This is a genomic window from Fodinicola acaciae (genome assembly GCF_010993745.1).
Taxonomy (GTDB): domain Bacteria; phylum Actinomycetota; class Actinomycetes; order Mycobacteriales; family HKI-0501; genus Fodinicola; species Fodinicola acaciae.
This window is the reverse complement of the sequence record NZ_WOTN01000004.1, coordinates 1,006,222-1,019,421: the sequence shown is the minus strand read 5'-3', so window position 1 is coordinate 1,019,421 and position 13,200 is coordinate 1,006,222. Positions and strand designations below refer to the sequence as shown.

The following is a 13,200-nucleotide window of genomic DNA, read 5'->3' as shown; positions in this document are numbered from 1 at the left end:
AGGCCCCGTAGCGCAGTTGGTTAGCGCGCCGCCCTGTCACGGCGGAGGTCGCCGGTTCGAGCCCGGTCGGGGTCGCTCGCTCGGTCATCCCGTGGCCGAGACGTACGGCCAGGTAGCTCAGTTGGTACGAGCGTCCGACTGAAAATCGGAAGGTCGGCGGTTCGACCCCGCCCCTGGCCACCCTTCCTTCTTCCTCGTCATCCACGTATTCGCTGCTCAGTCGTCCTGAGCGGCGTACTTTGCTGTCCGGATCTTGATGGCCTCGAATGACCTGCTCAACCCTGCTTTGGCCTGGGCTTGGGGCACGCAAAGGGCACGGCTCTTAGTGGTGCTGGTTGGTCTTCCCGTCGGCGGTCGCAGACCTACCGGGCCGGACTGCCAGGGTCAATCGTGGGGTGTCGGTTGACCCTGGCAGTCCGGTCTGGTCGCCTTTGGCGTCGACGGGAAGGCCGACCAGTGCCACGTACCGCGTGTACGTCGAGGGCTTCTCGGAGGCGCCAGGGGGTTCGGGGGCCGGCGAGGACCCCCGAGTACGCACAGCGCAACTGGACGGTCAGCAGCTCGGCCTGGTGCTGCTCGTGCTGAATGCTTCTGGTGCGGAGCGGGTGCGACTCCGGTCGTCCGGCACGGCCGCCGTCCGAGGACGGCGCCCCAGCGCCGCCCGCAGTGGCGGTGTGGCGGGCCGGGCGCGCCGGAGGCGCGCCTTGATCCAATACAGAGCAATTCAGCAGCGATACGCACTCGGCCGTACGCGCATACCGGCCACGCGACCTGGCGCACATCGGATCGGACCGCACCCGGGCGCCCGGTAACGTCGCTGGCATGGCCGACCGAGCGGAGTTCACGGAAGAAAGTACGCGAGCGACGCTGGAAACGGCGGCGGCTCAGGTCGGGATCGACGCGACCGGCGCGGAGCTGCTGCGGCTCGGCTCGCATGCGGTCTATCGCCTTCGCGACGCCATCGTCGCGCGCGTCTCGCGTACAGCCGATGACGTTGCCGGCTACCGGCGAGAGATCGCGGTGGCGAACTGGCTGGAGTCCGTCGACTATCCGGCCGTACGTGCAGTGTCCGTTGATCAGCCCATCGTCGTTGACGATCGCGTCGTGGTGTTCTGGCAGTCCATCTCAGACGAGCAGAACTACGGCAAGCCCGCGGATGTCGCGCACCTGATCAAGCGTCTCCACGCGCTCGACGCACCTGCCAGCCTGGATCTCCCCCAGCTCGACCCGTTTGCCAGAGTGATGCCACGTCTCGACGCTGCCACCGGCCTGGACGAGGCAGACCGGACTTACCTGGTGGAGCGTCTGCCCGAGCTGCAGAAGGCTTACGCCGGAATTGACTTCGTACTTCCACCTGGAGCGATCCACGGTGACGCCAGTGTCGGCAACGTCATCCTCAACCCATCCGGCCAGCCGATCCTGCTCGACCTGGACGGCTTCGCCACCGGCCCGCGCGAGTGGGACCTGGTACTCACCGCGATGTACTACGACAGCTTCGGCTGGCATAAAAAGGCCGAGTACGACGACTTCGTCCAGATCTACGGCTTCGATATCATGACCTGGCCCGGCTACGAAGCCCTGCGGTCCCTCCGCGAGTACCTTATGGTCACTTGGCTCACTCAGAAGATCAGCGAGGACGACGACTTTGCTGGCGAGGTGCGAATGCGCATTCGGTCGCTGCGAAACGATGCGAGTCGTCGGACCTGGAAGCCGTACTAAACCCAGCTAAGGTCGGAAGACTCTTGGGGTTGGCCATTCGGTTATACCTAAGCCACGGACGGCTGGCTTGTCGGCCTACCTCCCACGTGAGATTCCCCCAGCGGGCAGGATAGTCCCAGCTACCTTGCGGAACGTTCGATACCGTATTCGACGTGGTTCGGTCCCTCGGGGAGGATGAATGCGCGGTATCACAGAGGGAAAGGTCGTCGGCGGGTACACGCTGGTCAGAAATATCGGAAGTGGCGGCAACGCCGAAGTCTGGCTAGCATCTGGAGCGATCGGCGAAGTCGCGATCAAGTTCCTAAAGGCAAAGAACCCAGATTCAGAACCTTACAAACGATTCATGCGCGAGATTGAAAAGCTGGAAGAGTTGAGAGACGAACCCGGAATCGTCACGATACTCGGCCATAGCCTTCTTGGAGATGATTATCATCCGTGGTTTGCTATGCAGCTGGCCACTCCGTTACAGACTGCTCTTGGAGACGGCGAATCCGTCGAACAGATCGTTGAGGCCATTCAGTCCATCGCCTCAACGTTAGCCACTGTTCACGATCGCGGTCTATCTCATCGAGATATCAAACCCGAGAACCTCTTTCAAACAGAGTCTGGATGGGCGATTGGCGACTTCGGGCTGGTTGACTTCCCCGGCGCACCTCCGTTAACCGCAGCACACAAAAAGGTCGGGCCGGTTCACTACATCGCCCCAGAGATGTTGGACAATGCCGACGTTGCCGATGGCCGGCCGGCCGATGTCTATGGCCTGGCCAAGTCTCTCTGGGTTCTGCTGACTGGCCAGCGCTATCCATTGCCAGGTGAACATCCACCGGGCCAGGGACTTGTCGCGCAGTACAACCCGCATCCTCGCATTGCTGCGATCGATACCCTTATTCAGCGTATGACTTCCTTGGATGTTCACGCCCGACCTACAATGCGCACGGTTTCGTCGGAATTGGCGACATGGATCTCGAATGCGCCTCTTACAGTTGGCCAAGCTCCAACTGATCTCAGGACCCTTGCGCAACAAGCTATAGATTCGAGTCGCTGGATTACCGATATCGCAAAAGTCCGCGAGGAAAGGCGAGCACGAGTCGCACACGCATTCGCCATTTTCCAAGAGGTGGCGTCTGTCTTGCACGATGACATCGTAAGGGCTGAGATACCCGTGTACGGTGGTCCACCAGGCATGTTAAATGGTCCTTTCAATACAGATGCTTCCGAGGAAATTGCGGCAATTGTCGGCCCCCTAGCCACAATGAAGCTACTTGGCGCCGAGCCTCCTATTACCATGGCCGGGGGGATATTCATCCAGCCTCATAGCGATCTGCCGTCACTCAAGATCTGGGTAGGAATTTCAAATGTTCGCGGCGCACCCGAGGTGACTTTAGGCGCCGGCGCCTCGATCATGATCGGTCGATATGTCGATAGAATTCAGCAAGAGGACGCGACGGTTCTCCTCGACGGCCCGGCAATGTTTACGCAAATGCACCAGCTCACTGCCGCTATACGCGAGAAATTGACGTGGATTGTAGAAAAGTGGACGGAGGCGTACAGGGAAGCGGCAGATCGAATGCGTGATGCGCACTAATTGTACCGACGCAGCGGACATGACTAGCGGTTTTCCGTGCGTAGCTCTTCCTCGGCGCGGCGCCATAGATTGGACCCACTCAAAGCGTCAACAAAGTCCGTGTCCACGGTGGAGCTTGAAGCCTCCAAACGGGCTCTAAACTCGCGTAGGTAAGTCGTTGTCCTAGCGGACTTGAGGTATTCACCTACTTCAATTCCCTTGAGGGCGATAGCTTGCGCTTGTTCACGGTCGCCAGCGGCTAGGTGGGCATCGGCCAGGACCATGGTGGCGAAGTAGTTGCTGCGTAGGTATTCGTCGCTGGTTCCGCCGACTGATTGCAGGAGGTAGCCGGCGGCGGCTTGGTGGCGGTCGAGGTCGCGGAAGCAGTGGCCGATCTCGGCGGCCAGCTCGGCGTCATCGACGTAGCGAATCCACTCCGGGTCATCGTCTGGCCTGCGCTTCTCGAAAAGGGTGACGGCCTTGGAGATGGCGCGGTCGGTGCCGGTGGCGTCGCCGAGACGCGCGAGCGCGCGGGCCTCCATGAGCGAGAAGTGGGCCGTCAGGGTGGCGGTGGCGCGGCCACGTGTACCGGCTTGTGCGGCCTGGGCCAGTTGCGCAGCTTCGGTGTAGTTGCCGATGAAAGTGGCCTGGTGGCTCATCGCGTCCAGGATGCTGGCGGACAGTACGCGGTCGCCGGCTGAGTCGGCGATTTTGGCGGCCTGGATGAAATATCGCTGCGCGAGTCCGTGGTTGCCGGCGTCGTACGACATCCACGCGGCCAACAACACGGCCTCGGCGGTGGCGCGGTACAGCTCGGCGCGGATGGGGTCGGGATGGTGTTCGTCGAGCAGCGGTAGTACGTCGCTGCGGAGGTACTGGACGAGGGCCTGGCGCGCGTGGCCGCCACCGAATTGGTTGTCCAGGCGCGCGAAAAGCTCGGTCGTACGGCGAATCCCTTCAACACCAGCGATACGGCCGATGTCAGCCGGCGCGGCCTGGTCGGTGTCGGCCAGGAGCCACTGCATGTAAGTCGTTTTCCATGCGTCGAGATTGACAGCCGCATCCGTCACGGCTGTGTGCCCGTCGAGATCGACGCGCAGCAGCTCGGCGACACTGGCGCGGTCTGGCTGGTCCCCGGCCGGATAGATGAGGCCGACAGTCGGATCGGGTGTTGGGATCGGGTCCGGCTGTGGACTGGCTCCCAGGAGGCCGTGTAGAAGGTCGTAGCGGGCGCTCTGCGGCATGTCGAGGCCGTCAGCGATGTCAATGAGGGAACCGAGTGTCTTTTCTTTGGTCTTGTTGATCATGCGGCTGATCTGGCCCTGATCCTTGCCGCCTATGGCGACACCGATTCGGGTCTGGGAGATCTTGAGCGGCGGGCTCGTCATGATCTTGAGCAACCGGCCGATGTCGCGTGCGCGCAGAGCTTCGCGGACTGCCGGGTCGGTCCAGAAGTCCGGCGGTAGTCGGATCGGGTCATACCCCGGCACGCGGTCGCTGCCTTCCCCGTAGCTGCGGAAACGTCATCCACAGTGATTGTAGGCACGCGACGGGTGACCGAGGCCGTTTGGCTATGACTACATGCCATATGCCGCCGCGCCATGGGATAGCAGGCTGCCAGTCGACAGGCTCTGTCGCATGGACAAGTCAGCAGATGGGCGGGTGGACGGCTTGCCGGGTGAACCTGGTGAACAGGCGTGCCGGTCGTGTGACGGTCGTGGCTGGAAGCTGGTCTTCCTGCTGCGGGTCCTACCGATGTCGGAAACGACGTCCAACCACCCGCGTACGCCGTGCATGGATTGCCTCGGGAGTGGACGTGTCGAGGCCAGCTGAGGCGCTGCCTCCCGGCGACCTGGACGAGCTACATCTCGTCCTGGTGCAGCACCGGCCGCACGGCGTGCAGGTTGGTACGCGCACCTGCTCGTACTGCGGCGGCGTGTGGGACTCGGCGCAGCTCGGCGACGGTCCCGGCTTCATTAACGGATGCGTGGAACGGCTGGACGCGCAGCTGGCGCTTGCCGAAGTCGGCCTGTTGCCGGATTCGCTGATCGCTCCACGGCCGGTCACGCGTTCGGCGTCGAAGTTTTTGCGGACATACAAGTAAAAGCCGGCCGGACAGGTCCGGTTGAGACCTCTCGCTGCCGTGTCGCGGCGCGGGGGTGCGGCGGGAGTGCGGCTCCCGGACCTGTCTGGCCTTCGACGGACTCCAGCTCGGACGTTGCCGCTACGGTCCCGGATCCTCATCTCCGTGGCGCCGAGCTGGAGTCCTTTCTTTCCCTGGAGGCTTCTGCATGCTCGTCCTGATACGGCCTGACTCGGTGCTGGCGCGAACGGCGCTGACGCACTCGCGTACGCATCAGCCGTACGTACGGCGAAGCGGTGTTTTCTGCCGTAGGTGTGACGATGCTTGGCCGTGCGACATCCGAGCGGTCGCCGAGGCTGTGCTGTCGGCGGCTGGGATCGATCCGCGGGCCTATGACGAACGACCAGCGCGGCGGACACGGCCGGCTCCTCGCCACACGACGGCGTTGGCGGGCCGGTGAGCACGATCGCGGAACTCTTGTCACTGCGGCGACAGGTCGTACAGGCCAGGCTGGACGCTACGCAGCTGCTGCACACCGCACGTAACCAGGGAGATCAGCGCAAGGTCGATCATCTCTCCGGCAAGGCCATGGCGTACCAGATGATCATCGACATGATCGACATCCAACTTCAACTAGACGACGATGACGAGTCGAACTCACCCGGCCGGCGCCGTCGGGCCTGATGTGGTCTGGTCAGGCGCGGAGAGGGTGTTTGCGACCAGGGCAAACACTCCGGTAACCTGTTGACCGGTCAATTGGTTGTCGATATGGATGGTGAGCGGTGTCGATGTACGAGATGCCGGTGATCAAGTACGTGCAGGTGTTGCAAGCGATCCAGCGTCGGATCGTGGACGGCACGTACCCGCCCGGCTCGATGCTGCCTACTGAGGTTGAGCTGCGCAAAGAGTTCAACGTCTCCCGGCCGACCGTCGTCAAGGCCGTCAGCATCCTGATGCAAGACGGTTGGATTCGCGGCCACCAAGGCAAGGGCCGCATCATCATCGGCGACCCCGCCAAGACACGCTCCGAGGTCCCCGAACACGTCGCCGATCTGCTCAACGGGGACGAGACCAGCAACGTCAACCTGCTCCGGGTCGGGTTCGTGGCGGCGTCCAACCGGATCGCGTACGCACTGGAAGTCGAATCAGGAAGCCCCGTGTTGCAGCGCCAGCGGCTCGCCGTGTCCGACGAGTTGGGGCCAACGGAGCTGATCTCGGTGTACGTGCCGGTTCAGCTCACGACGGATACCCAGCTGGTCAAGCAAGAACCGGTGGACGGCGGCGTACTACGGCATCTGATGCGAGAGCGAAACGTTGAGCCGAACTACGCGCACGAGGTCATCTCGTGCCGGCCGGCAACCAAGGATGAGAGCGAAATTCTCAAGCTCACTACCAAAGAATGGGTGCTGACGACCCTGCTGACGGTCTGCGACCTGGCCGGCGATCCGATCATGGTTGTTGATGTGGCGATGCCGTCCACGCGGCAGGAGATCCAGGGCCGGTTCAACCTGGAAGGCGCACTTCTCGACACGTCTCGCTGAAGATCCAGAAACACTTGACAGGCTAAATCTAAACGGCATATCGTACAGTTGTACTTGACAGGTTAACCCGTTACGCGGGTGAACAAACGACCGGAGGAATCATGGCGGTACAGAACAGGCACCGGTTCGCCGAGGCGCAGTCGGTGGTGTTCCCGCAGGGTTTGCTGCTTTGCGGGGATGTGGAGGCGGACACCGAGTATCAGTCGCGGGATGAGCGGGCGGCGGGTCGTCCGGTGCGGCAGCGGGTGGACGAGGTGACGGGCAAGCGGCAGTGGAAGGGGATCTTCATCGACCAGTCCGCCGGCAAGGCGAAGAATCACTCGATCGAGATCACCTTCCTCGCGGACGTGCAGCCTGTTCCGGCCGGCAACGGGGAGACGGTGCTGGGGATGCGTCCGGTGGAGCTGGAGGGCTTGCAGGTCTCGCCTCGACTGGTCGGCCAGGGTGAGTTCAAGGGCATCGGGTGGGCCTACTTCGCCACCGGGTTCAAACAGCCGGCGGCGACCGGTACGGCTGGTACGGGCAAGGCGGCCGGTAAGGCGTCTGTCGAGGCTGCTGGGGCGCGATCGTGACCGGCTCGAATGTGCGCGTGACCGAAGTGGATGTCGTGAAGGTGGACCGGGGCGCAGTTACGGCGGCCGTAATCGCGTTGGTCGCCGGCACCCGAGACATGACGGTTGCCGGGGCACGGCTGGTTTATCGGCTGGACTCGACGGAGGACGACTCGCGTGAGGCGGCCTGTGCGCTCTTCGCGCGAAGCATGTATGAGGTTGCCAAAGCGCTCTATCCGGAGACCTTCTTGACCGGCGACGGTGAGGCGAACGCGTTCCGAGACGCGTTGCTGCATGCGGCGCTGCATCGGGGAAATGCGGTCTCTGATCGCTGTCCCGACTGCACCTGCCCGTCAACGGCGGCGGTGGCCTCATGACCAACAGCCGCAGGAAAATCGACGTTGACCGGGCCGCTTTGGCGGCGGCTGTGGTCGAGATGGTCGCCTGTACGCGGGCTGTCGGCGATGCGTGGCGGGCGAACATGTCCAGCGATGCGCGCGGCCGGCTGCTGCACGATGCGGCGTACGTCGAGGCCAAGCAGGCGCATTCGTTGGCAGAGGTACTTTTCCCTGGCCTGCGGGAGTACGAGACGAAAGCGGCGTTCCGTGCCGCGTTGCTGACTCGGGTCCGCGTACCGGTGCGGGATTCGCAACAGATCAATCACCAGCTCGGCTGATGGCTGGTGCGCGAGGACGGGGCCGGTCTCGGTTTGGCGGCCTGGCCGGTCCCGGTCCTCGCACACGGTGTAACCACACAACCCGATCTCCCCACGGGGAGGGGAAAGCGAGTGTCTGGCATGGGTAAGCGTAAACGGGGCGGTCGCGGCATGCGCGGGACGCGGTGCCTCCGATGCGGATGGCCGGCGGCTGGCCTGGAAAAAGGCACGGCATGCGCGTCCTGCCACGGGCAGCTGCCGTTCGGTCCTTTGGGCCGTACGCGCGGAAAGTTCGTCTCCGTCGGGTGGCCGGCCAAGCGTGGTGGTTACCGATGATCGGGCCGCGCGGAGCAAAACAGACCACCGGCCTGGTGGTCGTATCCGAGGACGAGGTACGCGGCAAGTGGGCCGTGCCGCTGGCGATTCTGCGGACCATCGGCCGGTTTCTGCGGTGGGTGCTGATGCATCCCCTCGACGTGGCCGCGCTGGTCGGCCTGGGGTGGTTGTGGGTCCAGTACGGCTGGCCGGCCCCGGCTATCGCGGTCGGCGTCGTCGGCCTGGCCCTCACGGCGTGGGCCGTCTGGAAACCGGCAGTTTTTCGCCGGTTCGCGTTGTGGCCGGTGATCTCGCGGTTTCGGCACATGTGGAAGTACCAGGTCCGGTGGCGGCCGGCGATGACGCTGTGCAAGCTGGATGCGACCTACAACCATCGCCAGTACTTGCCGGCGTTGGTGTGGGTATCGGCGAATCGGTGGGTTGATCGGGTCACCGTTCGCATGTTGATGGGCCAGAAACCGGGCCACTACACGTATCGCGCGGAAGAGTTGGCGCGCACGTTCGGTGTTCGTGAGTGTCGGATCTCCTCGGCCCCGCCGATCGCGCCGGACCGTACCGGCCGCCTCGCGTGGCTGCTGCGGCTGCTCGACCGGCTCCGCTACCGCGACCACCCCGACCGTGTTGTGTTGACACTAATCAAGCGGGATCGGCTGGCGAAAACGGTTATGCCGCTGGAAATTCCACGCGTCCCCAACCTGAAGGCCCTGCCGGTCGCGGTCCGTGAGGATGGCGCGCTCTACACGCTCCGGCTGGCCGGCTCGCACGTGCTGATCGCCGGCGCCACCGGATCGGGCAAAGGCTCCGTAATCTGGTCCGTCATCCGCGCACTCGCCGGCGCCGTACACGACGGCTGGGTGCAGCTGTGGGTCATCGACCCCAAAGGCGGCATGGAACTGGCCTTCGGCCGGTCACTGTTTCACCGGTTCTGCTACGGCGAAGACGACACCGCCGACCCCGACCGCAAACGCTCCTACGAAATCGCCTACGCCGAATTCCTCGAAGACCTTGTGACCGAAATGCAAGGCAGGCAGGCGAAACTGCGTGGTGTGGCGCGGGATCACACGCCGAGCAAGGACAGCCCGGCGGTTGTCGTGATTATCGATGAGCTGGCGTCGCTGACCGCGTACGTCATCGACCGGGAGGCCAAGAAACGGATCGCTGCCGCGCTCGCGCTGCTGGCCTCCCAAGGTCGCGCGGTCGGTATCTACCTGCTGGCCGCGTTGCAGGACCCGCGTAAGGAGGTGCTGCCGTTCCGGGACCTGTTCCCCACCCGGATCGCGCTGCGGCTGGTCGAGGACGGCCAAGTCGACCTGGTGCTCGGCGACGGCGCCAGAGAGCGCGGCGCCTACGCCGACCTGATCGACGCCACCGGGCAAGAAGGCGTCGCCTACGTCGTGCTGGACGGCATGCCCGAACCGGTGCGGCTGCGGTTCGGCTGGGTCACTGACGACGAGATTCACCGCGTCGCGGCCTGGTACGCACCGGGCCGGCGCAACACGTTCGCGGAGCTGGCGGCGATGGACGGCGACCAGGCGGTGCCCGGCGTCATCGACTCCAACACGGTCGAGTTTCCCCGGCCGAAATTCGGGGACGCGGGCGAATGACCGAGGGCACGGGGAACCCCGCGATGACAACGACGTCTGACCCAAGCGACCGGAACCTGTCCCGGATCGAACGGGCCAGGATGCCGCTGGCCAAGGAAGTCCTGGAATCGGTCGCGCTGCAATTCGGCGTGTGCGTACGACCGATGGCGATGCGGCGCATAGATACGACCACCGGGACAACGGAGATCATCCCGGTCCCGTGCGGCGCTCGGCTTGCGTCCAAGTGCGAGCCGTGCGCCAAACGGGCCAAGGCACTCCGGCTGGCGCAATGCAGGGAAGGCTGGCATCTCAACGAAGAACCACCGCTGGAATCCGACGACCCGACCGAATTGCAACAGCAGCTAGCGACAGCCCGTGCTGACGCTCAGAGCCATCGTGACGAATTGGCCGGGCAGCTCGGGGACGATCACCCCGAGGTCGCGGAGCTGGACGTCCATCTGGCCGAGGTCGACGAGCAACTACGGCAGGCCGGCGTACGCGGCACCCTGACGGACAAGCCGGCTCGGCGCACTCGATCGACCAAACGTCGCCAGGACGCCGCCGAGCTGCCCCGGCTGCGAGTCGATAAACGTACGGTCGGCCGGACCTACACCGCCAACGACGGCACGGTCTGGCGGCCATCGATGTTCATCACGCTGACCTGTGACTCCTACGGCCGCGTCGGTCCCGATGGCGCTCCGGTGAACGGATCGAGCTACGACTACCGGCGGGCCGCGCGAGATGCCATCCACTTCCCCAAGCTCGTTGACCGGTTCTGGCAGAACCTGCGCCGCGCGGTCGGCTGGGACGTGCAGTACTTCGCGTCCCTGGAACCACAACGCCGCTTGGCGCCGCACCTGCACGCGGCCATACGCGGGACCATTCCGCGGACTCTGATCAAGCAAGTGGCGGCGGCCACGTACCACCAAGTGTGGTGGCCAGCGTGCGACGAACCCGTTTATCTGCCGGGAAATCTTCCGGTCTGGGATGACCAGCTCGGCGCGTACGTCGACCCCGACAACGGCGAACAGCTGCCGACCTGGGACCAGGCGCTCGACGCCATCGGCGAGGACGACCAGCCGGCGCACGTCGTACGGTTCGGCGCGCAAGTCGACGCCAAAGGAGTCGAGGCCGGCACCGAACGGGCCGACCTGCTCATCGGGTACCTCGGGAAATACCTCACGAAACAGCTGGACGAGTGCCACGAAGCGACCACCGACCGGCAGAAGGCACACCTGGACCGGTACGCCGACGCGCTGCGGTTCGAGCCGTGCTCGCCGACCTGCGCCAACTGGCTTATGTACGGCGTACAACCGAAAAACACCCGTGCCGGTCTGACTCCGGGTCACTGCAAAGGCCGTGCGCACAAAAGAGCCACACTCGGCTTCGGCGGCCGGCGCGTCCTGCTGTCGCGGAAATGGTCCGGCAAGACACTGACCGACACCCGCAACGACCGGCGCCGCTGGGTCCTCAGCATGATCCAGAAACTCAAACACCACAACGGCGACCAGGCGGCCGTCGAGGTTTCGGCAACCGAGAATCCCGACCGGTACGCCTGGGAACGTCTGTCCACATCGGACACTGATGCCATCGGCCGGCGACAGCTGCTCATGCACGCCATCGCCGACCGACAACGCTGGCGCCGCGAGCTCGACCAGGCGCAAGCGCTCGCAGCGGGACAACTTCCGGCAACGGAGGCTGCGGCGTGAACGGGGACTTGAGAGGACACAAGAAAATGCAGGCATATAGCCAAATGCTCACCGTGGACGAAGCGGCTGAGCGGATGGGCATGAGCGTTCGGCACGTCCGGCGGCTGGTCAGTGAGCGCTCGATCCCCTTCTACAAGGTGGGTCGCTCGGTACGGATCGCCTCGTCCGACGTTGACGCGTACCTGCGCGCGCTTCGTGTCGAGACACTGAATGCTCGTCGGGGTGTGGCGTGATGGCACGTCGAACTTTCGGCAAGATTCGGAAACTGCCTTCCGGCAAGTTCCAGGCGTCGTACATCGGACCGGACGGGCAGCGCCACAATGCGCCGTTCACGTTCCCTAACCGGCCGTCAGCGTCGACGTGGTTGTCCGGCGTAGAGACCGACATGAGTCGGGGCGGCTGGTTCAACGTAGATCTCGGCAAACAGCCGTTCGGCGTGTACGCATTGCGGGTGCTGGATGACAAGCTCGCGGCCGGCGAGATCGGCGAACGGTGGGCCGAGACCTGCCGGCGGAATCTCCGGCTGCATATGGCGATTCTGAAGGATTTGCCGATGCGCTCGATCGGCCCGGCGACCGTTCGGGAGTGGTACGGTGCCGCGCTTCGGAACGGCGCCGGTCGGACCGTCATCACGCAGGCGTACCGATTTCTCAAGGCGACGATGTCCGCAGGCGTCCGGGAAGGCGCGGTGATCAAGAACCCGTGCATGGTCAAGAGAGCCGGATCGAACGTCGCGCGGGAACGCCAGACTGCAACACCTGTCCAGGTGCAGCAGCTCGTGGACGCTATTTCGCCGGCCAAATACCGGGCCGCTGTACTTTTGGCGGCGTGGGCCTCGCTGCGGCGCGGTGAGGTCTGCGCGGTGCTGACGGCTGACGTGGACCTGCAAGCCGGTACGGTCCGCGTACGCAAGAGCCGAGCGGAACTCCTGGAGTCAAAGAAAAAATATGACAAAGACCCCAAATCTGAAGCCGGCAAGCGGACCGTTCACCTGCCACCGCACGTACTCCCCTATTTCAAGGAACACGCGGAGAGATGGGCCGGTCGCGTACGGTTTTTCGTTGACAGCAAAGGCGAACCGATGCGCGGCAATACGGTCTACCAGGCGTACAAGCGTGCGCGTAAGCGCGTGGGCCTGGAGCATCTGACGTTTCACGACCTGCGCCACACGGGAGCCACGCTTGCCGGTGCGGCCGGCGCGAATATGGCTGACCTCCGGAAGCGGCTCGGCGACTCGACAGACGCGGCGGCGCGCCTGTACCTTCACAGCGTCGACGGCCGAGACGAGGCCATCGCTAAGCGGCTCTCCGAGATCGCGCAACATGGCGATGTGGCCCAGCTCCCGGACCTGGACGGTCTCTGACCTTGGGGCACGTAGGGGGCACGCCGAGTCGGCCACAAGCGGCTGACCAGCGACAAAGCCCCCTACGGCACCCAGCCTGAAAATCGGAAGGTCGGC

At 64.2% G+C, this 13,200-nt stretch carries 13 protein-coding genes and 2 tRNA genes; 14 read left to right on the top strand and 1 reads right to left on the bottom strand.

Annotation, left to right across the window (positions count from 1 at the left end; all coding sequences use genetic code 11):
* Position 1: 1 nt before the first annotated feature.
* From GNX95_RS40290 to GNX95_RS40275, 4 genes are all read left to right on the top strand, one after another.
* A tRNA-Asp gene (locus GNX95_RS40290) sits at positions 2-75 on the top strand.
* 31 nt (positions 76-106) lie between these two features.
* Positions 107-180 (top strand) — tRNA-Phe (locus GNX95_RS40285).
* Between the two features lie 642 nt (positions 181-822).
* Positions 823-1,719 carry a phosphotransferase family protein gene (locus tag GNX95_RS40280; protein WP_163513311.1) on the top strand — a complete coding sequence of 299 codons (897 nt, stop codon included), beginning with the start codon at positions 823-825 and terminating at the stop codon, positions 1,717-1,719.
* A gap of 178 nt (positions 1,720-1,897) precedes the next feature.
* Positions 1,898-3,304 (top strand): serine/threonine-protein kinase, encoded by a 1,407-nt coding sequence (locus tag GNX95_RS40275; protein WP_163513309.1) that lies wholly within the window; start codon positions 1,898-1,900, stop codon positions 3,302-3,304.
* A 23-nt stretch (positions 3,305-3,327) separates the two neighbouring features.
* On the opposite strand, the gene GNX95_RS40270 is transcribed toward GNX95_RS40275, so the two are convergent.
* Positions 3,328-4,773 (bottom strand): NsdA family TPR-like regulatory protein, encoded by a 1,446-nt coding sequence (locus GNX95_RS40270; protein ID WP_163513307.1) that lies wholly within the window; start codon positions 4,771-4,773, stop codon positions 3,328-3,330.
* Between the two features lie 326 nt (positions 4,774-5,099).
* On the opposite strand from GNX95_RS40270, the gene GNX95_RS40265 reads away from it, so the two are divergent.
* The 10 genes from GNX95_RS40265 to GNX95_RS40220 all read left to right on the top strand — a co-directional run bounded on the left by GNX95_RS40265 (position 5,100) and on the right by GNX95_RS40220 (position 13,104).
* Entirely contained in the window at positions 5,100-5,387 is a 288-nt protein-coding gene (locus GNX95_RS40265) for a hypothetical protein (RefSeq protein WP_163513305.1), read from the top strand.
* Positions 5,388-5,822: 435 nt separating this feature from the next.
* Positions 5,823-6,050 (top strand): hypothetical protein, encoded by a 228-nt coding sequence (locus GNX95_RS40260; protein WP_163513302.1) that lies wholly within the window; start codon positions 5,823-5,825, stop codon positions 6,048-6,050.
* A gap of 104 nt (positions 6,051-6,154) precedes the next feature.
* Positions 6,155-6,907 (top strand): GntR family transcriptional regulator, encoded by a 753-nt coding sequence (locus GNX95_RS40255; RefSeq protein WP_246281960.1) that lies wholly within the window; start codon positions 6,155-6,157, stop codon positions 6,905-6,907.
* 101 nt (positions 6,908-7,008) lie between these two features.
* Positions 7,009-7,479 (top strand): hypothetical protein, encoded by a 471-nt coding sequence (locus GNX95_RS40250; RefSeq protein WP_163513299.1) that lies wholly within the window; start codon positions 7,009-7,011, stop codon positions 7,477-7,479.
* Positions 7,476-7,835: a hypothetical protein gene (locus GNX95_RS40245; RefSeq protein ID WP_163513297.1), complete on the top strand. Its 360-nt coding sequence runs from the start codon at positions 7,476-7,478 to the stop codon at positions 7,833-7,835. Before GNX95_RS40250 ends, GNX95_RS40245 begins: the two co-directional genes overlap by 4 nt.
* Complete coding sequence (locus GNX95_RS40240) at positions 7,832-8,134, top strand: hypothetical protein (RefSeq protein WP_163513296.1); 303 nt, start codon at positions 7,832-7,834, stop codon at positions 8,132-8,134. The genes GNX95_RS40245 and GNX95_RS40240 overlap by 4 nt, the downstream gene beginning before the upstream one ends.
* A 311-nt stretch (positions 8,135-8,445) precedes the next feature.
* The gene (locus GNX95_RS40235) at positions 8,446-10,053 is read left to right on the top strand and encodes an FtsK/SpoIIIE domain-containing protein (RefSeq protein WP_163513294.1); all 1,608 of its coding nucleotides are present in this window, start codon (positions 8,446-8,448) and stop codon (positions 10,051-10,053) included.
* A 23-nt stretch (positions 10,054-10,076) separates the two neighbouring features.
* Positions 10,077-11,741 (top strand): replication initiator, encoded by a 1,665-nt coding sequence (locus GNX95_RS40230; protein ID WP_246281927.1) that lies wholly within the window; start codon positions 10,077-10,079, stop codon positions 11,739-11,741.
* Positions 11,738-11,974: a helix-turn-helix domain-containing protein gene (locus GNX95_RS40225; RefSeq protein WP_246281926.1), complete on the top strand. Its 237-nt coding sequence runs from the start codon at positions 11,738-11,740 to the stop codon at positions 11,972-11,974. Before GNX95_RS40230 ends, GNX95_RS40225 begins: the two co-directional genes overlap by 4 nt.
* Positions 11,974-13,104: a tyrosine-type recombinase/integrase gene (locus GNX95_RS40220; protein ID WP_222854299.1), complete on the top strand. Its 1,131-nt coding sequence runs from the start codon at positions 11,974-11,976 to the stop codon at positions 13,102-13,104. Before GNX95_RS40225 ends, GNX95_RS40220 begins: the two co-directional genes overlap by 1 nt.
* The last annotated feature ends 96 nt before the right edge of the window (positions 13,105-13,200 follow it).